Origin of the sequence: Pseudomonas orientalis (assembly GCF_002934065.1) — a bacterium.
GTDB classification, from domain to species: Bacteria; Pseudomonadota; Gammaproteobacteria; order Pseudomonadales; family Pseudomonadaceae; genus Aquipseudomonas; species Aquipseudomonas orientalis_A.
In genome coordinates this window covers 2,488,561-2,508,506 of the sequence record NZ_CP018049.1, presented here as the reverse complement: position 1 = coordinate 2,508,506, position 19,946 = coordinate 2,488,561, and the positions used below count along the sequence as shown (strand labels likewise).

Annotated in this window: 15 protein-coding genes; 4 read left to right on the top strand and 11 right to left on the bottom strand. The window is 61.1% G+C overall.

Features of this window, described 5'->3' with window-relative positions; all coding sequences use genetic code 11:
* Positions 1–101 precede the first annotated feature (101 nt).
* The 10 genes from BOP93_RS11270 to BOP93_RS11220 form a co-directional block, all read right to left on the bottom strand.
* Positions 102–1,805, bottom strand: a complete 1,704-nt coding sequence (locus tag BOP93_RS11270) for an AMP-binding protein (protein ID WP_104502663.1) — start codon at positions 1,803–1,805, stop codon at positions 102–104.
* A gap of 31 nt (positions 1,806–1,836) precedes the next feature.
* Positions 1,837–3,135: an acetyl-CoA C-acetyltransferase gene (locus BOP93_RS11265; protein WP_065893053.1), complete on the bottom strand. Its 1,299-nt coding sequence runs from the start codon at positions 3,133–3,135 to the stop codon at positions 1,837–1,839.
* Positions 3,128–4,036: a MaoC/PaaZ C-terminal domain-containing protein gene (locus tag BOP93_RS11260; protein WP_104502662.1), complete on the bottom strand. Its 909-nt coding sequence runs from the start codon at positions 4,034–4,036 to the stop codon at positions 3,128–3,130. Before BOP93_RS11260 ends, BOP93_RS11265 begins: the two co-directional genes overlap by 8 nt.
* A gap of 3 nt (positions 4,037–4,039) precedes the next feature.
* Positions 4,040–5,383 (bottom strand): 3-oxoacyl-ACP reductase, encoded by a 1,344-nt coding sequence (locus BOP93_RS11255; RefSeq protein ID WP_104502661.1) that lies wholly within the window; start codon positions 5,381–5,383, stop codon positions 4,040–4,042.
* A gap of 153 nt (positions 5,384–5,536) precedes the next feature.
* On the bottom strand, positions 5,537–8,062 hold the full coding sequence (locus BOP93_RS11250) for an acyl-CoA dehydrogenase (protein WP_104502660.1): 2,526 nt from the start codon (positions 8,060–8,062) through the stop codon (positions 5,537–5,539).
* Between the two features lie 232 nt (positions 8,063–8,294).
* On the bottom strand, positions 8,295–9,704 hold the full coding sequence (locus tag BOP93_RS11245) for an outer membrane protein transport protein (RefSeq protein ID WP_104502659.1): 1,410 nt from the start codon (positions 9,702–9,704) through the stop codon (positions 8,295–8,297).
* Between the two features lie 126 nt (positions 9,705–9,830).
* Positions 9,831–10,334: an alkane oxidation protein activator PraB gene (praB, locus tag BOP93_RS11240; RefSeq protein WP_065893058.1), complete on the bottom strand. Its 504-nt coding sequence runs from the start codon at positions 10,332–10,334 to the stop codon at positions 9,831–9,833.
* Positions 10,335–10,452: 118 nt separating this feature from the next.
* Positions 10,453–10,956, bottom strand: a complete 504-nt coding sequence (praA, locus tag BOP93_RS11230; protein WP_104502658.1) for an alkane oxidation protein activator PraA — start codon at positions 10,954–10,956, stop codon at positions 10,453–10,455.
* Between the two features lie 123 nt (positions 10,957–11,079).
* Positions 11,080–12,360, bottom strand: a complete 1,281-nt coding sequence (locus BOP93_RS11225; RefSeq protein WP_104502657.1) for an alkane 1-monooxygenase — start codon at positions 12,358–12,360, stop codon at positions 11,080–11,082.
* A 300-nt stretch (positions 12,361–12,660) separates the two neighbouring features.
* Positions 12,661–13,659: an alpha/beta fold hydrolase gene (locus tag BOP93_RS11220; protein WP_104502656.1), complete on the bottom strand. Its 999-nt coding sequence runs from the start codon at positions 13,657–13,659 to the stop codon at positions 12,661–12,663.
* A 268-nt stretch (positions 13,660–13,927) separates the two neighbouring features.
* Here BOP93_RS11220 and BOP93_RS11215 point away from each other — a divergent pair, with 268 nt between their 5' ends.
* Genes BOP93_RS11215 through BOP93_RS11205 form a run of 3 tightly spaced genes read left to right on the top strand, consistent with a single transcriptional unit; the run spans position 13,928 to position 17,211 of the window.
* Positions 13,928–15,466 carry a flavin-containing monooxygenase gene (locus tag BOP93_RS11215; protein ID WP_104502655.1) on the top strand — a complete coding sequence of 513 codons (1,539 nt, stop codon included), beginning with the start codon at positions 13,928–13,930 and terminating at the stop codon, positions 15,464–15,466.
* Entirely contained in the window at positions 15,463–16,353 is an 891-nt protein-coding gene (locus BOP93_RS11210) for an SDR family NAD(P)-dependent oxidoreductase (protein WP_104502654.1), read from the top strand. The genes BOP93_RS11215 and BOP93_RS11210 overlap by 4 nt, the downstream gene beginning before the upstream one ends.
* A 15-nt stretch (positions 16,354–16,368) precedes the next feature.
* Positions 16,369–17,211, top strand: a complete 843-nt coding sequence (locus BOP93_RS11205; protein WP_104502653.1) for a metal-dependent hydrolase — start codon at positions 16,369–16,371, stop codon at positions 17,209–17,211.
* A gap of 65 nt (positions 17,212–17,276) precedes the next feature.
* Here the strand turns inward: BOP93_RS11205 and BOP93_RS11200 are convergent, their stop codons facing one another.
* On the bottom strand, positions 17,277–19,346 hold the full coding sequence (locus BOP93_RS11200; RefSeq protein ID WP_104502652.1) for an EAL domain-containing protein: 2,070 nt from the start codon (positions 19,344–19,346) through the stop codon (positions 17,277–17,279).
* A 314-nt stretch (positions 19,347–19,660) separates the two neighbouring features.
* On the opposite strand from BOP93_RS11200, the gene BOP93_RS11195 reads away from it, so the two are divergent.
* On the top strand, positions 19,661–19,939 hold the full coding sequence (locus BOP93_RS11195; RefSeq protein WP_065893066.1) for a hypothetical protein: 279 nt from the start codon (positions 19,661–19,663) through the stop codon (positions 19,937–19,939).
* Positions 19,940–19,946 lie beyond the last annotated feature (7 nt).

The following is a 19,946-nucleotide window of genomic DNA, read 5'->3' as shown; positions in this document are numbered from 1 at the left end:
GCTTGCCCCCGATGGCGGTGGGTCAGCCAGTGATTCGGTGATTGACACACCGCTATCGGGGGCAAGCCCCCTCCCACATTTGGTCTGCGTCACCTTCAGTATCAGCGCAGGGCTCGGCGTAGCACCTTGCCGACGGTGGTCTTGGGCAACTCCGTGGTGCGAAACTCCACATACCTGGGCACCTTGTACCCGGTCAGGTATTCCCGGCAATGGGCGAGTATCTGCTCCTGGGTCAGGTTCAGGTCCTTGCGTACCACGATGATCTTGACCCGCTCGCCGGTCACGCCATCTTCCACGCCAATCGCCGCCACTTCCGCCACACCTGGGTGCAGCGCCACCACGTCTTCGATTTCATTGGGGTACACGTTGAAGCCCGAGACCAGGATCATGTCCTTCTTGCGGTCCACCAGGCGGATGTAACCGCGTTCATCCATCACCCCGATATCACCGGTGGACAACCAGCCGTCAGCGTCCAGCACCTCGGCGGTTTCCTTCGGGCGCTTCCAGTAGCCCTGCATCACTTGCGGCCCGCGCACCTGCAATTCACCCGGCTCGCCGACCTCGGCCAATTCACCGTCTTCACGCATGAAACGCACCCAGGTCGACGGCAACGGCACGCCAATGCTGCCGGTGAACGCCATTTCGCGCATACGATGAATGTCGATGGGGCTGATGCTCACCACCGGTGAACATTCGGTCAGCCCGTAGCCCTCGACAATCGGCACCCCGGTGACCTCCTTCCAGCGCTTGGCCACTGCCGTGTGCGTGGCCATGCCTCCGGCGATCACCAGGCGCAGGTCGGAAAAGTCCCGCGCACAGAATTCCTTGTTCTCCAGCAGACCGTTGAACAGCGTGTTGACCCCGGCGATACCGTTGAAGCGCTCCTTGCGCAGGATCATCTGCACCCGTTTCACGTCCCGGGGATTGGCGATGAGGATATTGCGCCCGCCCAGGCACATGAACATCAGGCAGTTCACCGTCAGGGAAAAGATGTGGTACAGCGGCAGCAGGGTCACGTTGGTTTCCTGCTTGTCCTGGTCCAGCTGGTCGCCGACCCAGGCCTTGGCCTGCAACAGGTTGGCGATGATATTGCGATGGCTGAGCATCACGCCCTTGGCATCGCCGGTGGTGCCGCCGGTATATTGCAGGAAGGCCAGCTCATCGCGGTCCAGACTGACCGGCAGGTACGTCAGCGCCCGCCCCTGCTTGAGCACTTGGTTGAAACGCACAGAACCTTCCAACCTGAAAGCAGGCACCTGCTTTTGCACGCTGCGCAGGATGAAGTTCATCGCCGCGCCCTTGAAGGTACCGAGCAAATCGCCGATGGCCGCCACTACCACGCGCTTGACGCTGCTGCCGGACACGACTTTTTCCAGGGTGTGGGCGAAGTTTTCGAAGATCACCACGGTCTCGGCGCCGCTGTCCTTGAGCAGGTGCTTGAGTTCATGGGGGGTGTACAACGGATTGACGTTGACCACCACCGCGCCGGCCAGGATCGTGCCCAGAAGGCAGATCGGGTACTGCAAGCAATTGGGCATCATCAGCGCGACACGGTCGCCCTTCTTCACCCCCTGGCCCTGCAGCCAGGCGGCGAAGGCGTGGCCCTGGGTGTTCCAATCGGCGTAGGTCATTGGCGTGCCGATGCTGACATAGGCCACGCGCTCGCGGAATTTTTCCAGGTGCTCCAGGAACACTTCGCGCAATGAGGGGTAATCCTCGATGGCCGCATCGATGTCCGCCGGCACGCCGGGCAGGTAGGCGTTCAACCAGATGCGTTCGGTCTGTTCCAGGCTGATGGCGTTCATGGCAGTGTCCTTCTTGTTGTTGTGGATGAGGCTACTTTTCGACGATGGCGGTGATACCCAACCCGCCCGCCGCACAGATCGAGATCAACCCGCGACCGCCACCGCGCTCATGGATGGCCTTGGCCAGCGCCGCCAGTTGCCGGCCACCGGTGGCGGCAAACGGATGGCCGCAGCCCAGCGAACCACCGTTGACGTTCATTTTGCTGCGGTCGATAGCGCCCAGCGGCGTGTCCAGGCCCAGACGCTCGCGGCAGTAGTCCGGGTCTTCCCAGGCCTTGAGCGTGCACAGCACCTGGGCGGCGAACGCTTCATGGATCTCGAAGAAATCAAAGTCGGCAAAGCCCAGGCCTTCGCGCTTGAGCATGCGCGGTACGGCGTAGGCCGGGGCCATCAACAGGCCTTCAGTGCCGTCGACGAAATTCACCGCCGCCGTTTCGCCGGTGCGCAGGTAGGCCAGCACCGGCCAGCCATTGGCCGCGGCCCAGTCTTCACTGGCGAGCAGCACCACCGAGGCACCGTCGGTAAGGGGCGTCGAGTTGCCGGCGGTGAGCGTGCCGTTGTGGCGGTCGAAGGCCGGTGCCAGGCCGGCGAGTTTTTCCAGGCTGATGTCGGCGCGCAGGTTGTTGTCCCGTGCGAGGCCCCGATGGGGGCTGATCAGGTCGTCGAAGAAACCGCGCTGATAGGCCGCGTCGAGGCGTTGATGACTGGCAAGGGTCAACTCATCCTGGGCCAGGCGCTTGATCTGCCAACGCTTGGCCATTTCCTCGCAGTGCTCGCCCATGGACAGGCCGGTGCGTGGCTCGCCATTGCGCGGCAGCAACGGTTTGAACAACATCGACGGGCGCACCTTCAACAGGGTCTTGAGTTTATCGCCCAGGCCCTTGGCCCGATTGGCCTGGAGCAAGGTGTGGCGCAGGGATTCATTGATGCCGATGGGCGCGTCGGAGGTGGTGTCGGCGCCCCCGGCAATGCCCACTTCGATCTGGCCGAGGGCGATTTTATTGGCCACCAGCAATGCGGCCTCCAGCCCCGTGCCGCAGGCTTGCTGCACATCGTAGGCGGGCGTCTGCGCGGACAATGTCGTCGACAGCAGTGACTCACGGGCCAGGTTGAAATCGCGCGAATGCTTGATCACCGCACCGGCGGCGAACTCACCCAGGCACTGGCCGTGCAGGTTGTAGCGGTCCACCAGGCCCTGCAGTGCGGCCACCAGCAAGTCCTGATTGGTCTCATGGGCATAGACGGTATTGGAACGGGCAAACGGCAGGCGATTACCGCCGATGATCGCCACGCGTCGGCTCGGGGGCGGATTGAAGCTGTATTCACTCATGCAAGGCTCTCATTCCAGGCGATTGATCCCACATAAACAACCCGCGCATATGCGGTTTGTCGCCAGCGACATTGCGCACTTCGAACTCGCGCAGCGGGCCGGTCACAGGGTGACTCCACAGGGCGACCTGGCCGGGCAGGAAGATCGGCAACTTGAAATCGCAATGGGCCTCGGCGCGGTCCAGCCCACCCGGTGGCTGCTGGGCGGCCAGCGCCCGACCCAAGGTCCACATGCCGTGGGCGATGGCGCGGCGAAAGCCGAAAATCTTCGCGCCCATGACCGACGTATGAATCGGATTGAAGTCTCCCGAGACCTTGGCAAAACGGCGCCCCAGGTCGGCGGGCAGGACCCAGCGCTGGGTGCGCAGCAAACCCTCTTCCTGCAACGGCAGTGCATCCGCCCACAGCTCCCCGACGGGATTTTTCACCTCGCGGCGCAGGTACAGGCTGTCGCTTTCCCACACCAGGGCCTCCGCGCCGTAGGCACGGGTGGCGATGCTCAACGCCTGCCCCTTGGGATGAGCGACCCAACGCTCGCAAAATACTTCCAGGCGCAGCGCCTGACCTTCGTGCAAGCGTTGATGCTGGCGAATGCGATTGGCCAGGTGCACCATGCCGCTGGCCGGGTACGGAAAGCTGGGGCGGGTCAGCAGCATCAAGTGCAGCGGGAACGCCAGCACATGGGGATAGGACAGCGGCACGCCCTGCTCGCGGCGAAAGCCACAGGCGCGGCCATAAGCGGTGATGGCGGCGCCCGACAGTTCCACCGCCGGCCGCACCAGGCGCTCCCTGGGCAATGGCGGCGCGGCGTCGGACTTGGGCTTGCGCAAGCCGCGCACGCCGTCGAGCAATAGTTGGGCGCGCGAGGGCGGCGGGTCGATAATCTGCGTTACATAGTCCATGGCTCAGGCTCCCAGCAGGCTTTGGCCGCACACCCGCACTACCTGGCCAGTGATTCCACCCGAGGCGGGATGGGCCAGCCAGGCGATGGTCTCGGCCACGTCGATCGGTTGCCCGCCCTGGGACAGGGAATTCATGCGCCGCCCGGCTTCGCGGATCATCAGCGGAATTTTCGCGGTCATCTGCGTTTCGATAAAGCCTGGCGCCACCGCATTCACCGTTACCTGCCGCGCCGCCGCCTGCGGGGCCAGGCCCTGCACCAGACCGATCACCCCGGCCTTGGAAGTGGCGTAGTTGCTCTGCCCGAGGTTGCCGGCAATCCCGGAAATCGACGACACGCACACGATACGCCCGCCGGGGTTCAGGCCCTGGTTATCCAGCAGCGCCTGGCTGAGCTGCAACGGCGCTTCAAGATTGACCGCCAGCACACTGCGCCAGGCAGCTTCGGTCATTTTGGCAATGGTCTTGTCGCGGGTAATCCCGGCGTTGTGCACCACCACATCGAAGGCGCCGTACTGGCCGACATGCGCCAGCAATAACGCGACGGCATCTGGCGCGGTGATGTCCAGGGGCAGCGCCGAGCCGCTCACGCTGTCGGCGGCCTGTTGCAGCGCCTGCTGGGCCTGGGGCACGTCGACACACACCACATGGGCACCGTCGCGCGCCAACACCTGGGCAATGGCCAGGCCGATGCCCCGCGAGGCACCGGTGACCAGGGCGCGCCGGCCGGCGAACGGCCTGTCCCAATTAACACTCAGCGCGTCGTCCAGCGGTTTTTCCAGGCGTACCACTTGCCCCGACACATAGGCCGAACGACGCGACAGAAAGAAGCGCAGGCTGCTGTCCAGCGCGTCTTCGGCGCCAGGCGCCACGTAGATCAATTGCACGGTAATTGCCCGGCGCAGCTCCTTGGCCAGCGAGCGTGCCAACCCTTCGAGCGCGCGCTGGGCGACGGCCTGGGGCAAGTCCTGGCAGTGTTCCGGCGCAGTGCCGAGTACCACCACGCGCGCGTGTTGGCCCAGGCGCTTGGCATTGGCGTGAAAGAACCGGTAGAGCTCGTCCAGGTGCTGCGGGTCTGTCACGCCGGTGGCATCGAAAACCGCGCCCTGCACCTTCACCGTGGACGGCGCCCTGAGAGTGGCCGGGGTGGCGGCGACGGTATCGGTGCTGGTGAAGAGGCGTTGCACCTGCTCCGCCAGGCGCCCTGCCCCGGCGAGGATCACCGGGTTGGCCAGGCCCTGCTGGCCACTGCGGTGGCGTTGCAGCGGCAGAGGTTGCGGCAAGCCGACGGCCTGGGCCAGGCGACGGCCCCAGGGGGAGTTGACGAAAGAAAGGTAGCTGTCACTCATAGATAGATCCATTCACAACACAATCCTGCCGTGGAAACCCGGTCACCTGTGGGAGGGGGCTTGCCCCCGATAGCGGTGTGTCTGCCCACACAGATGCACCTGTTAGACCGCCATCGGGGGCAAGCCCCCTCCCACATTGGGACCGCATTTGGATTAATTGACCGACGCATTTTCGCTTTGGCTGGCGCGACGCTTGGCGGCGGGCTCCAATGCTTGCTTGCGCTGTTGCAGGGCCTCCAGCAAACCGAAGTCCTGCGGGAAATCGTCGACCTGGATAGCGTGGTCGGCGTATTCCACATAGCGTGCGAGCAAGGCCTCTTCGTCGTCGCTGATCAAATCCAGCGCCCGCGCCTTGACGCGCCAGTCGGTAAAGGCCACGGCGGAAATCGGCATCGGCTCAAGCAGGCCTTGCTTGATGGCGGGCTTGAGCCGTGCCTCAATCAGCTCAACCTGGGGCAACAGGCGCAGTCCCAGCTCGCCATAGGCCAGCTTGTCGATTTCCGGCCGGGGGATGTAGGAATTGGCCAGCAGCCGGTCGCGGGTCTCGCCGGGGACCTGCACCACATCGGCGACCTGGGCCAACAGGCGATCCGACGGTTTATGCAAGGGAATGCCGAACGGAAAGCTCAAACCGCGCAGCACCCCGGCAGCGACTTTCGAGGGGTAATTGTCGAGCACTTCAGCCAGGGCTTCATGGGCGCGCAGCAAGGCATCCTGGGCCGCCCAATGCACCAGCGGCAGGTCCGCCTGGGGCCGACCGTCATCCTCGAAGCGCTTGAGCACGCAGGACAGAATGTAGAGCTGCGAAAGAATATCGCCCAGGCGCCCGGTGATGCTTTCCTTGCGCTTGAGGGCACCGCCCAGCACGCCCATGGAAATGTCCGAGACCAGCGCCAGCACCACCGACAGGCGATTGGCCTGACGATAGTAGGACGCCAGCGCCGGGTCGGTCTTGGCCGGGGCAGACAGCAACCGGCCACCGGTCAATGCATGCACCGCCGCACGCACGGTGTTGGCCAATACAAAGCTCACATGGCCGAACATCGCGCTGTCGAACGCCTCCAGTGCCTTGCGCCGATCCGGCTGGCGCGCCGCTTCCATCTCGCGGAACACATAGGGATGGCAGCGGATCAGGCCCTGGCCGTAGATGATCAGGCAGCGGGTCATGATGTTCGCGCCTTCCACCGTGATGGCGATGGGGCTTTGCTGATAGGCACGGGCCAGGAAGTTGTTGGGCCCCATGCAGATGCCCTTGCCGGCGACGATGTCCATGCCATCGTTGACGATCATGCGGGCGCGCTCGGTGACGTGGTATTTGGCAATGGCCGAGATCACCGAGGGTTTCTCGCCCGCATCCAGGGACGCCACCGACACCTTGCGCACCGCATCACAGGCATACAAATGCCCGGCCATGCGTGCCAACGGCGCCTGCACCCCTTCGAACTTGCCGATGGGCAGGCCGAACTGTTTACGCATCGCCGCGTAAGCGGTGGTGCCCCGTACCGCCACTTTGCCCAGGCCGACATTGGCCGAGGGCAGCGAAATCGCCCTGCCCGCCGCCAGGCATTCCATCAGCATGCGCCAGCCGTTGCCGACTTGTTCGCGGCCGCCGATCACCCACTCCAGCGGAATGAACACATCCTTGCCGGTGGTCGGGCCGTTCTGGAACACCGCGTTCAACGGCCAATGGCGCCGACCGCTGTTCACGCCCGGATGGGAGGTGGGAATCAACGCGCAGGTAATGCCCAGGGAACCGGCGGCACCGAGCAGACCGTCCGGGTCTTCGGCGCGGAAGGCCAGGCCCAGCACCGTGGCAATCGGGCCGAGAGTGATGTAGCGCTTGTCCCAGGTCACCTTGAAGCCCAGCACCTGCTCACCTTCGTGCAGGCCTTTGCACACGATGCCCACGTCGGGAATTGCGCCGGCGTCGGAGCCGGCATACGGGCTGGTCAGCGCAAAGCATGGGATATCCTCGCCCCGCGCCAGACGCGGCAGGTAGTAGTTGCGCTGGGCGTCGGTGCCGTAATGCAGCAACAGTTCAGCGGGGCCCAGGGAATTGGGCACCATCACCGAAATGGCCGCCGCCGAACAGCGGGTTGACAGTTTCATCACCACCTGGGAGTGCGCATAGTGGGAGAAGCCCTTGCCGCCGTACTGCTTGGGAATGATCATGCCGAGAAAGCCCGCGTCCTTGGTGTACTGCCAGCCCTCGGGGGACATGTCCTGCCACACCTGAGTGGTTTCCCAGTCATTGGCGATGTCGCACAGGGTTTCCACTTCGTTGTCGAGAAACGCCTGCTCTTCGGCACTCAGGCTGGCCGGTGCGGCTTGCAACAGGCGCTGCCAGTCGGGCTTGCCGCTGAACAGCTCGGCATCCCACCACACGGTGCCGGACTCAATGGCCGCACGCTCGGTGTCGGACATCGCCGGCATGATCGTACGAAACAGCTTCAGGGCCTTGCCGGTCAACAGCACACGGCGCAGGGGTTTGATCGCCAGCACCACGCCCGGCAGCAGCACCAGCACCGCCGCGACGCTGGCACCAAATGCGGCCACCACGTTGCACAGATAGCCAACAGCCAGCCATGCCAGGCCCGCGCCCAGCCACAAGATGGCAGCAGCTTGTCGATACGCCAGGGCAATCGCTGCGGCGAAACCCACCAATAACCAGATAACCATGGGGATACCTCTACTTGATCCAGGGCATGACACTCACGGACCGCTCGGATCGAGCGGCGGCTTAGAGCCACACTACAAACTCCCAAAGACAAATTCAAATTTTGTTTTGAAATTTTTATTTAATGCTTTGGCGAGAAAATAACGGGCTGAACGGGTCAGCCTGTCACGTGTGAATAGCTATTGAAGTACGCCTACGCGACCCGTCGAACACAGGCCGCGCGCCGTTGCGCCATCAGAAGGCGTAAGTCGCTGACAGGCTGACGACCTCGCCCTTTGCGTCGGCTTTACCATCGAGCGTTGCACCACCCAGGCGATCCTGGTTGTGCGTCCGCAGCTTGGCCTTCTCGACGAATTGCCGCGAATAGGCGCCATCGATGCTCAAACCGGGAACAGCGCGGATGTTGTAGCCAAAGCCCAGGGAGGCGAATATCCGGTCTCCGTCAGGGATACGCGGGTCACGCGTAGAGTTGCGGGTGGGCGTCTGGTCGGTGGCGACACCGGCGCGGAAGGTGAAGTCGTCGGTGAATTTGTAATCGCCACCCAGCGACACCATCCAGGCATCCTTGTAGTTATAGGGAATCGACACGAGCTGCGTGCCCTCGGACTTCAATGTCAGCGCCTTGAACGACGACCATTGGGTCCACGTGACGCTGGCGCCCAGGGTGAGGCGATCATTGAACTGGTGCACCCAGTCGATGGAGGCGTTGGCGGGCACGTCCAGTTGTGTCGAAGCCTTGGCGCCGTTGACGTTGAGGTCCAGTCCCGGATAAGCCAGCGCCGGCAGGCCGCCTTCGATCAGTGACTTGTTCGCCTCGTCGGCATACAGGCTGTACTTGCCTTCGAGTTTATTCTTGATTTTCGCGTGGTAATTCAGGCCCAGGGTATCGAATTGGGTAGGCTTCCAGACCACACCGGCAAACCAGCCGACCGAGGTGTTGTCCACCTTGACCCGCATCAGCGAGGAACCGACTCCGGAAGGGAACGGGAGACCGATGTCCGGCGACAAGGCTGCTGCGGAATACAGGTCCAGATTCTGGCTTACAAAACCTTTGGTGTGCTGGACGATGGCACCGCCACCCACCGAGAACTGGTCATTGACCTTGAACGACAGGGAGCCTGTGACACCCACCGTTTCAATACGCGTATCAACGGCAAAGTCGCGACCGATCCAGTCTTGATCCCACGTGGTGCGCGCCCCCATCGGCACCACCTGACTCAGCCCGAACGCGAATCGGTCGTTGATCGGTATCACCATGAAGCCGGTTGGCAACCAGGCGGTAAACCCGCCTTGCCCACCATCGCCGGTGCGCGGCGTGGAACTCAAATCCGTAGGGTCGACCGCCGCAGGCGCGTTGCCCGCGTAGTCCGTGGCTGTGCCCTTGTATTTAACGTTGATGCGCGCGTAATCAACGGTAAATTGAGAAATCGTATGGTCGATGAACGCCATGCCGGCCGGGTTGTTGTAGGCCGCGGAAGGATCATTCTGAAACAGCGAGCCCCCGCCGAAGGCACGTCCCCATCCGGGAGCGCCGAAGGTCGGCGTCGAGAAACCGCCGGCGTTTGCGTGGCCTGTCGCCGTGATCAGGCCGCCGAGAATGGCCAGGCTCAACAACGTACGTGCCTGTTGCTTTTTATTATTCATGCTCCACTCCTTATTGTTTTTATCCTCCGAGATCGGTTGTCCCGACCTGGCCTCCCGCAGCCAGTGCCCCTTGCGAGGCACTGGCGTGTTTCAACGTGTGATCATCACGTCAAACGCTCACGGCCTTTATGGGGTAACGGTAAAGGCCGGGCTTGGTGTAGCGGTCAGAGCGGTAATTTTGCAGTTGCCAACGGTTTGTGTGCTTGGCACCTTCAACTGGTTGGTGGAGTTATTGAAGCCGACATTGATGGTCACCGGCGAAGCGGAGCAATTGTTGAGAATCTGGAAATTCACGCCCGACACCGTACCGTTGAAGGCATCAGGGCCACCGCTTGCCACGTTCAATGTCCACGGCAGGCCCAACAACTTGGGTACGCCACACAGCGAGTTGGACCCGTTGACCGTTGCGCCGGTGATCGAAGCGCTCGAGCCATCCGCCGCGACGGAACCGGTGAAGGCGATGTTGCAGGTCACCGGCAGGTTCAGGGACGCGGGCGAGGTAACGGTAATCGAGCCCGATGTGGAGAACGCCGTGCCGGCAGGCGCGATAGTGGCAGCGTTGGCCATCGACACTGCACCAAGGCTCAGGGCGAACGAAGTTGCACAAACGAGGGTTTTCAAGCTTTTCATTATTTTGCCTCACATGTAATGGCGAGTTATTTCGCCTGGGGTAATGGCCATGAACACGAAGTCACGGTAAAACTGCAGAACTTCGTATTCCAGCCAAATTCAGTTAAATCCGACAAACTCATTCAACAACTTTGAAATCAGGCGGCATCTTGATCGACACCGTTTTAATTGTGCAGTCATCACCAATCGGCACATTGGCGGCCTCTAACTTTCCGGTGGCATTATCCCAGGTACCTGCCGCCGTAGAGGGGCCGCACTTGCCGCCCAGGCCGAACGCATGCACATCAACGCTGATTTTGGACATCGAGCCACTTTTTGTATCTTTCGCAATCAAAATCCATGGCAGATTAATAGCTTCGACCCGGCTGCATTTGAGCCCGCCGTCGAAGGCCACCTTGTCGATATTGACTGACGCGCCATCGGCCGCCACCTTACCGGCCACCTTGATAGTGCAGTCAGCACTGATCAACGCGCCTTTGGAAAAGCTGATTGGGCCCTGGGCTGTGAACGCACTGCCGGCAGGTTCGATACGGGCGGCCAGTGCCTGATGCCAGGCGATCAGGCCCAGTGTGGCCAATACGACATTAACGGCGAACTTTATAGTCACACGAGTTACTTGCATGTTTACGCCCTTCCCTTGAAATTATTTTCGTTTGGGTAAACAACTGTCTTGCAACTAAGCTAACAAATAATCGACGTAGAAATCCTTATCGAAATACCTCGAAAAACACATTTTTATTTCTAATTAAAACGGCTTGGCGTCGCCGCTGAATTTCTCCAGATACTTCAAGCGCTGTGACGGCTGGAGATTGGTCAACGTTATATCGCCGGCATAATGATTCACTACACGATGGTCCATCCGCCGCCGCCACAAGTAAGGCACATACGCCCAGACAATCATACTGGCGTAACCGTATGGAAGTTGCGGTGATTCATCAAAGTGGCGCAACGACTGATAACTACGGGTTGGATTGGCGTGATGATCGGAATGCCGTTGTAATTGGAACAAAAAGATGTTGGTCACAATTCGGTTGCTGTTCCAGGAGTGGCGCGGCGAACAACGTTCATAACGACCGTTGGGCAATTTTTGCCGTTTGAGGCCGTAGTGCTCAACGTAATTGACCACCTCAAGCAGCGAAAAACCGTAGACCCCCTGGATAATCAAGAACGGGATCACCGCCGCGCCCAGCCAGGCAATCATTGCTCCCCAGAGCAGCACGCTGTACATCCAGGCGCTGAGCACCGCGTTTTTCCAGTGCCAGACCGGCAGCCCGAGTTTGCGCAGGCGTTCGCGCTCCAGGTTCCACGCCGAGCGCGCGCTGAACCACACCGAACGCGGCAGGAACGCCCAGAAGCTTTCCCCCAGGCGCGAGCTGGCCGGGTCTTCCGGTGTAGCGACGCGTACGTGGTGGCCCCGGTTGTGTTCGGTATAGAAATGGCCGTAGAAGGTCGGCGCCAGGGTTACCTTTGCGAGGAACACTTCCAGTGGCTTGGGCTTGTGCCCCAGCTCGTGGGCGGTGTTGATCGCAATACCGGTGGCGGCCCCGGTAGACATCGCCATGCCCAGATACGTGAAGCCACTGATCTGACCGTGCAGCTCGACGCGCGCAGTAATGAAGGCGGCGGTTTTTGCCAGCCAGTGGGAAGGATCCAGCGTGGCGGTTGCCTGCACAAGGCCGCCGCGAATGATCCAGTCAATGCCACCGGCGGCGAGCCAACCGGTAACCACCACCGAGGCGATCACAAACAGCACGCCGGTGTAGACGATCCAACGGTAATAACTTTGGGATTCGAGGTGGCTGACGGCGGATTCGGGCGGGTTGCTGACATCCTCACCCAGCAGGCCGTCGATCAGGGGGATCAAGCCGAAGATGACCAGTACGCCGACCCACCACAATTGCTGGACACCGGTGCCGATCGCCAGGGCGCCCGAGAGCAGTGGGGTTGCCAGGGGCATGATGCCGAGCCACCACAGGTACCGCTTGCCGTCGGCCCAGACGCCTGGAACAGTCAAAGCAGGATTCATGGCAACCTCCGAATGCATCCGAAGGCAGAAAAGGCAATGACGCAGCGCTGACCGCTGCGAGAAATCAACCATGCGATAAAAGGCGTTCTTTTCATTATTTTATTCGCTCTTAGGCATTTCAAAAACTGTTTCAAATTACACATTGAAATAATTTTTTTAAATAAATAGCGCGGAATCGTTAGGTCGTCAACTAGTTTATCCAGGCCTTTTTTTCGTGACCGGACAGTCTCTTTTTCAGACCTTTGGCCAAGCGTCTAGGGCAGGCGTTGACGCACTCGAACCGCGAATCGGATGGCATGATTATTTGCTCGCCACGACAAAGGAAGGATGCAACACAGTGGCGGTTTGCACAGGTCGAACCCGCTTGGCGACCTGCTCGACCAGCGCCACCACGCGCTCGGTGGCGGTAATCGGCAACATGTGCCCATGGTCTTCCACGACCTGCAGCTTCAGACCAGGCACCTTGCTGGCCAGGCCCTGGCCGTGCTTCTGGAAGTCAAGGACGTTGTCACGCGCGCCATAGACAAGGCCGATGGGCAGCGTCAACTGCGGGTAGCGCTTGACCATGTCCGGCAAGTGATCATTGACCCGGTTGATCTCGGTGGACGCCGCATAGAAGTTGTCGGGACGCATCCCCAGCAGACCACCGCCGCGCGTGGCGAAGTCCGGCGGGGCGGCATCAGGCGCGAATACGCCCTTGATTACCGAGCCCTGGGTCAAAAGGCCCACGGGCATCGTCAAGGTGCGCGACATCCAGCGCCGCAGCCAGGCGGGGCGCACCGCCAACGACAGGAATACCAACGGCAGCATGCGCTGGGGATGGGTCAAGGGCGCCACCAGAATCAAGCCTGATACCGCATGGGGATGATCAAGGGCCAAGGCCAGGGCAATCGCACCGCCCAGGGAATGCCCAAGCACCAGCGGCTTGTCCAGACCGAGGGTTTTGATAAAGGCGGCAATCTGGCGAGCCTGGGCCGGCAGATCCGCCGCCGTGCCACGCTGGCGAGTGGAGTAGCCCGACCCTGGGCGATCCACGCTGATGACGCGAAAATGCTCACGCAACTGACCGGATAACGCATAGGTCAGGTTGCGACTGCTGCCCATCAGCCCATGGATCATCACCAGCGCCGGGCCTTCGCCTTCCTCTACATAATGAAAGCGCTCGCCATCCACCTCGACACAGCGCCCGTTGATCGGAACAGCTGTTTCGATGCGCCGTGTCATCCACGCACTGAACGCCCACAACGCAACGCTTGCGCCTATTACCACACCCGCAGCGACAACCCACTCGACAGCCATAGCTCGGTCCTCTGCTTCCCTGCTGCTGGCGACCCGACCGGGATTGATCGAGGCCTCAACTTTCGTCTCTACCTTGGGCCCAACCTCTATGTGCGTCTGTCGGACAAGTCGCACGGATCGAACAAGCCCCTGGCGCAGGCGAAATTTTCAGGTAGATTATTTAAAATCTTTTTTAAAATAAATAATTCAATTTTCCTTTGCAATGGTGTTCTATCTAAAACACACAACAAAAAACGGGAGCACATCCGATGCCCAGAAAGGACAACCTATGAATGCCCACAGCGACAACGTCGACATCGTTATCATCGGCTCAGGATTCGCCGGCCTGTGCATGGCGATCAAACTCAAGGGAGCCGGGTTCACCGATTTCTTCGTCGCCGAGCAGGCCGACAGCCTGGGAGGCACGTGGCGTGACAACCACTACCCGGGCTGTGCCTGCGACGTGCAGTCCCATGTCTATTCATTTTCCTTTGCTCCCAACCCGGACTGGACGCGCCAATTTGCGCCGCAAGCGGAAATTCGCGCTTACCTGGAACACTGCGCGCGCCGTTTCGAGCTGGCGCCGCACCTGCGCTTCGGTATGGGTTTGCAGCGGGCGGTGTTCGATGATCAGCAACAGCGCTGGCAACTGACGTTCAGCGATGGCCGCCGCGTCAGCGCGCGTGTGCTGGTGTCTGGCATGGGTGGGCTGTCGCGCCCGGCACTGCCGGACATCCCAGGGCTGGACAGTTTCAAGGGCAAGCGTTTCCATTCGCAGCAGTGGGACCATGACTACAGTCTGAAGGGCAAACGCGTGGCGGTGATCGGCACCGGCGCCAGCGCTATTCAGTTCGTGCCGCAGATTGCACCGCAGGTGGCGCACCTGGACCTGTTCCAACGCACACCGCCGTGGATCATGCCCAAGCCCGACCGGCCTGTCTCAGCTGTCGAACGCTGGCTGTTCAAGCACCTGCCGTTTACCCAAAGGCTGGTGCGCGGCGCCTTTTATTGGGCACTGGAAGGCCGCGTGGTGGGCTTTGCCCTGCACCCGCGCTTGATGACGATGGTGCAGAAAATCGCCCTGCGCCATCTGCGCAAACAGGTGAGCCGCCCTTCCCTGCGAAAAGTTCTGACGCCGGATTACACCATCGGCTGCAAGCGCGTGCTGATCTCCAACGACTACTACCCGGCGTTGTCACGCAGTAACGTCGAGGTGGTGACCGACAGCGTGCTGCGCATCGAAGCCGATGGCGTGGTAACCGCCGACGGCATCAAGCACCCCGCCGATTGCCTGATCTTCGGCACCGGCTTCCAGGCCACCGATCCCCTGCCCCGTGATTGCATCATTGGGCGCAACGGCGTGGACCTGATGGATACCTGGCATGACGGCGCCCATGCCTACAAAGGCACCACGGTGCCAGGCTATCCCAACCTGTTCCTGATCGTCGGGCCCAATACGGGCCTGGGGCACAACTCGATGATCCTGATGATCGAGGCCCAGGTCACTTATATCCTTGACGCGTTGCAACAGATGCAGCGCCAGCGCATCGTCATGGTGGACGTCAAACCCGCCGTGGAGCAGGCCTACAACGAGCAACTGCAAGGCAAGCTCAAGCGCACCATCTGGAATACCGGCGGGTGTCGCAGCTGGTACCTCGACCCGCGCACCGGCAGGAACACCACACTGTGGCCCGGCTCGACGTGGCGCTTCAAGCAGGTCACGCGGCATTTTGCGCTCAAGGATTATGTAGTCAGCCGGGCACCGGTTACGTCGGTGCCGCGTCCGCAGACACCCCCTCATTGCGCCACAGAAGGCAGCCTGTCATGAAGTCATTCAACGGCCGCGTCGCGGCAATCACGGGAGCGGCCTCCGGTATGGGCCGCGCTTTGGCCCTGGCCCTGGCACGGGAAGGTTGTCACCTGGCCCTGGCCGACAAGAACGGCCAGGGGCTGGAGCACACACTGGAATTGATCAGGACGTCGACCCTGTCACCGGTCACCGTCACCACACAGGTGGTGGATGTGGCAGACCGCCAAGCCATGCTGGAGTGGGCGGCGCGTTGTGCGGCGGATCATGGCCAGGTCAACCTGATCTTCAATAATGCCGGGGTGGCGCTGTCGAGCACCGTGGAAGGCGTGGACTATGCCGACCTGGAGTGGATCATCGGCATCAATTTCTGGGGGGTGGTGCATGGCACCAAGGCGTTCCTGCCTTACCTGAAAGCCAGCGGCGACGGGCATATCGTCAACACCTCCAGCGTGTTCGGTCTGTTCGCCCAGCCTGGCATGAGCGGCTACAACGCCAGCAAGTTCGCGGTACGCGGCTTTACCGAAGCGCTGCGCCAGGAGCTGGACCTGCAACGCTGCGGCGTCTCCGCCACGTGCGTGCACCCCGGCGGTATTCGCACAGATATCTGCCGCAGCAGCCGTATCGACGCAAACATGACCGGCTTTCTGATCCACAGCGAACAACAGGCGCGCGCCGATTTCGAAAAATTGTTTATCACCGACGCCGATCAGGCCGCCAACGTGATCCTGCAAGGTGTGCGCAAAAACAGGCGCCGCGTGCTGATCGGCCGCGATGCCTATTTCCTCGACCTGCTCGCCCGTTGTCTGCCGGCGGCTTATCAAGCGCTGGTGGTGTTTGCCAGCAAGCGCATGGCCCCCAGGCCACGCACGCCCGTGTTTGAAACCAACGACGAGCCTCGCCTCTGAACAGGAGTACGCCCCATGTTGCCGATTCGCCGTGATATCCGCTTCGCCCTGCCTGCAGGACGCATCATGAACTGGCATGAACAAGGCCCGTTTGTGACGCACTTTTTCAACGCGCTGTCGCTGTTGTTTCCCCAAGGCGAGCTGTTTTTCATGGACAGCGTGCGCCATTACCGCTCGAGCATCGACGATCCGGATCTGAAGAAGGAAATCCAGGGCTTTATCGGCCAGGAAGCCATGCACAGCCGTGAACACGTGGCCTACAACGAGCTGCTGCAAGCAGCGGGCCTGCCTGCGCACCGCCTCGACCGGCGCCTGAAATTCTTCCTGGACCTGCAGAAGAAACACCTGCCACCGTCATTCAATCTGGCGGTGACCATCGCCCTTGAGCACTACACCGCGATGCTCGCGGAGATCCTGCTGAGCGACCCGTCGCGCTTTGGCGATTCACTCAAAGGCTACCGGCAGATGTGGTATTGGCACGCCCTGGAAGAAACCGAACATAAGGCAGTGGCCTACGATGTGTGGAACACGGTGATCAAGCCTGGGCCCGGGCGCTACCTATTGCGCACCGGCACCATGCTGTTTACCACGGTGCTTTTTTGGCTGGTGGTGTTCGACTTCCACGTGCGCCTGCTGATTGCCGACCGCAAGTCGGGTGGGTATCTGAAGGAGTTCTGGCGCATGCTCAAGTTTCTGTACGGCCCCAAGGGCGTGTTTCCACGCATGCTGCGGCCCTGGCTGCATTATTTCAAACCGGGATTTCATCCCTGGGATCATGACAATCGTGCCCGACTGCAGGGGATAGAAGGGTTGGTCGAGGAAATCGAACAGACCAATCGGGCCTACGAGGCCGCCTAGGCGGCCTGAAAATGTGGGAGCCCACCCGCTTCCACATTCACACCAGGGCCGCCTTGCCCGCTTGATCAAGCCAACGCGGCCCGCTCGCGCACAAACTGCGGCACCTCATCCCCCGGCAACGCCCTGCTGAAATACCATCCCTGAATAAACAACTCGGCTCCCGTATTCAGGAACGCCAGTTGCTCGGCGGTCTCGACCCCTTCCACCACCACGCCCAGGTTCAATGCCTCGCAGAAACGCAGCATGCCCGTCAGCACCTGCGCGCCCTTGGGATCGTGCTGGGCGACCACGAAGCTGCGATCGATCTTGATGAAATCGACCGGAAACTGGTGCAGGTAACTCAACGCCGAAAACCCGGTGCCAAAATCATCGATATACACCTTGGCGCCCAACGCCTGCAGTTTGCCAATGGTCTGACGGGCGGCCTGGATATCGCTGACCAGCGCGTCTTCAGTGATCTCCACCGACACCCAGCCGTGGGCCTGGGCGAGAATCTCCACCAGGCGATCGCCATAGGCCGCGTCCTTGAGCGTGAAGCTGGACACATTAATGGTGATGGGCAATTCAAACCCGGCCTTCTTCCACTTTTGATGTTGGCGCACGGCCTGGGACGCCACCCACACGTCCACGTCCGGCATCAACCGCGCCTGCGCCAGCCATTGCAGGAACTCCCAGGGCGAATGCACCGTGCCCTGAGCGTCCCGGGCCCGCATCAAGGCTTCGCAGCCGGTGCACAGGCCGGTGCGGGTGGAGACTTGTGGCTGAAATTCAAGATAGAAATCGTAATCACTGATCTGCTGGATGCGGCTCAACTCAACCGCCTGGCGGGCCAGGGTGCGATGGGATGCCAGGATCGGGTCGAACTCCAGCAACCGGCCTTTCTCCTCAAGGCCGCGAAAGGTCATGTCCAGTGACTTGAGGTACACCGTGCCGCCCTCACTGGCCTGACGATGAATCGCCCGTACATAAGGCGCATACACCAGCGTGCCCAGGCCCGTCAGCACGATCTGCAGCACCACGGCGGCGACGTCGCCATGGGTACTGAGGTAGGCATTGAGCAACACCGGCGCGGTAAACGGCACGCTCGCCACTGCCGGTGACACCCAGCCCAATTGCACCACTGCCAACGCCACCATCGCGTTCAACGCCGGCACCAATAGAAACGGGATGAACAAGCGCGGGTTGAGGATGATCGGCAAACCGAACAACAGCACTTCGCTGACATTGAATAACGACAGCGGCAAGCTGGCCATCGCCAGCAACCGCATGGACCGGCTCCTGGAAAACAGCAGGATTGCCAGGAGCAGGCACAATGCGCTGCCCGACCCGCCGATAAACGCGAAGCTGCCCAACAGGCCACTGTTGAGCAGGTAGCGGACCGGCTCGCCTGCAGCCAGCGCCGCAGCGTTGAGCGTCACGGCCTGATCCAGCACATCGAACAGCGGCTGCAGGGCGTACACGCCGTGAATGCCAAAAAACCACAACAGCGAGTTCATCAAGGTCACGAACAACCCGCTGCCGTAGGGCGCCTGTAACGCATTGAGCACCTGCGGCCCCTGCAGCTGCCCCACGTAGGGGATCTGCAGCAGCAACGACAGCACCACCACCAGTGCCAACGCGCTGATCACGCCGGGCAACACCATGTTGATCGTGCCTTTGAGGTTGTGTCCGATCAGGTCTTCATGGACCAGGCGTGTCCAGCGAACACGGTGCAGCCAGGCAATGGCGGGCACATTGATCAGCGGCGAGGCGATGGCAATGAACAGCAGAAAGGTGGCCGACGCTCGAGGGTATTCACGCAACACAAACGTAGCCACCACCACATGGGTAAGGCACAAGAAGGCGATCGGCAACTGTGGCAAGCGGTGCTGAATGGCTAGCATGTAGCCGATGGAGGCGGCGACCAGCAGCGGCATGACCGCGCTGATGCGGTCATGCAGACCTGCCAGGAAGCTGACGGTCTGAGGGCTGAACCCAAGCATCCTGGCGCATTCGGACAGGATAAGGAAACCGGCGGAGACCAGCAGGCAAGGCAGGATCCACAACAATCCCTCGCGAATCGCACGCAACGACTCGATACTGGCCAGGGCCGCCAGGCGCTGGGTAAGGAAAAGTTTGAACAGCGTTTGCGCCATGAGCCTCCCTCTGCCCGTATTCACGGGTTCTGGAGATCAGCGCCGGAATACGCGTCAACGCTACACGCCCTTATGCTCGGAGCGAAAGCTTTTTGCCATCGCCACTGGCGCTTTCGGCGAAAAACTCGGAGGCATAGGAAAATACCCACATAAAAAATCGAACTTTCTGATGTGTTCCGCTCCCTAACCCTGCCTGAGTCGGTATCATCCGCAGCTTTCCGTGTGTCGAAGGATGTTACAACCTGGCTAACGCCGGGTGTCTACTCAGGGAATACGGCCTGGATGAAAGCAGGCACAAAGGAGAGAGCTTTACCATGCACGATAAGCAGTCCAGCCCCATGCGTCCCCTGTTCGTCACCATCCTGTTGTGGTTGTGCAGTGTGGTGCTGTTATTTGTGATCAAGAATGTCATCGAACTGTTTACCGGGCCCGTCGCGGAAACCTGGATAGACCTGGCGTTGGTGCTCGTCGCCTACCTGATGTTCTTTTTATTGGCACCGGTGCAGCGCTGGATCCAGCGCAGGTCGCGCAAGCGCGCTCGGCGTCACGTCGGCAGGCACGCGCCCGACGTCGATACCCATCCCTCTCACTGAGGGCCTG

Bases quoted from the DNA above. Each gene is read 5' to 3' on its own strand.
- BOP93_RS11200 (WP_104502652.1), bottom strand. From the start codon at position 19,346: ATGGCGCAAACGCTGTTCAAACTTTTCCTTACCCAGCGCCTGGCGGCC.
- BOP93_RS11195 (WP_065893066.1), top strand. From the start codon at position 19,661: ATGCACGATAAGCAGTCCAGCCCCATGCGTCCCCTGTTCGTCACCATC.
- BOP93_RS11255 (WP_104502661.1), bottom strand. From the start codon at position 5,383: ATGAGTGACAGCTACCTTTCTTTCGTCAACTCCCCCTGGGGCCGTCGC.
- BOP93_RS11220 (WP_104502656.1), bottom strand. From the start codon at position 13,659: ATGGCTGTCGAGTGGGTTGTCGCTGCGGGTGTGGTAATAGGCGCAAGC.
- BOP93_RS11225 (WP_104502657.1), bottom strand. From the start codon at position 12,360: ATGAATCCTGCTTTGACTGTTCCAGGCGTCTGGGCCGACGGCAAGCGG.
- praA (WP_104502658.1), bottom strand. From the start codon at position 10,956: ATGCAAGTAACTCGTGTGACTATAAAGTTCGCCGTTAATGTCGTATTG.
- BOP93_RS11210 (WP_104502654.1), top strand. From the start codon at position 15,463: ATGAAGTCATTCAACGGCCGCGTCGCGGCAATCACGGGAGCGGCCTCC.
- BOP93_RS11205 (WP_104502653.1), top strand. From the start codon at position 16,369: ATGTTGCCGATTCGCCGTGATATCCGCTTCGCCCTGCCTGCAGGACGC.
- BOP93_RS11265 (WP_065893053.1), bottom strand. From the start codon at position 3,135: ATGAGTGAATACAGCTTCAATCCGCCCCCGAGCCGACGCGTGGCGATC.
- BOP93_RS11270 (WP_104502663.1), bottom strand. From the start codon at position 1,805: ATGAACGCCATCAGCCTGGAACAGACCGAACGCATCTGGTTGAACGCC.
- BOP93_RS11245 (WP_104502659.1), bottom strand. From the start codon at position 9,704: ATGAATAATAAAAAGCAACAGGCACGTACGTTGTTGAGCCTGGCCATT.
- BOP93_RS11250 (WP_104502660.1), bottom strand. From the start codon at position 8,062: ATGGTTATCTGGTTATTGGTGGGTTTCGCCGCAGCGATTGCCCTGGCG.
- BOP93_RS11260 (WP_104502662.1), bottom strand. From the start codon at position 4,036: ATGGACTATGTAACGCAGATTATCGACCCGCCGCCCTCGCGCGCCCAA.
- praB (WP_065893058.1), bottom strand. From the start codon at position 10,334: ATGAAAAGCTTGAAAACCCTCGTTTGTGCAACTTCGTTCGCCCTGAGC.
- BOP93_RS11215 (WP_104502655.1), top strand. From the start codon at position 13,928: ATGAATGCCCACAGCGACAACGTCGACATCGTTATCATCGGCTCAGGA.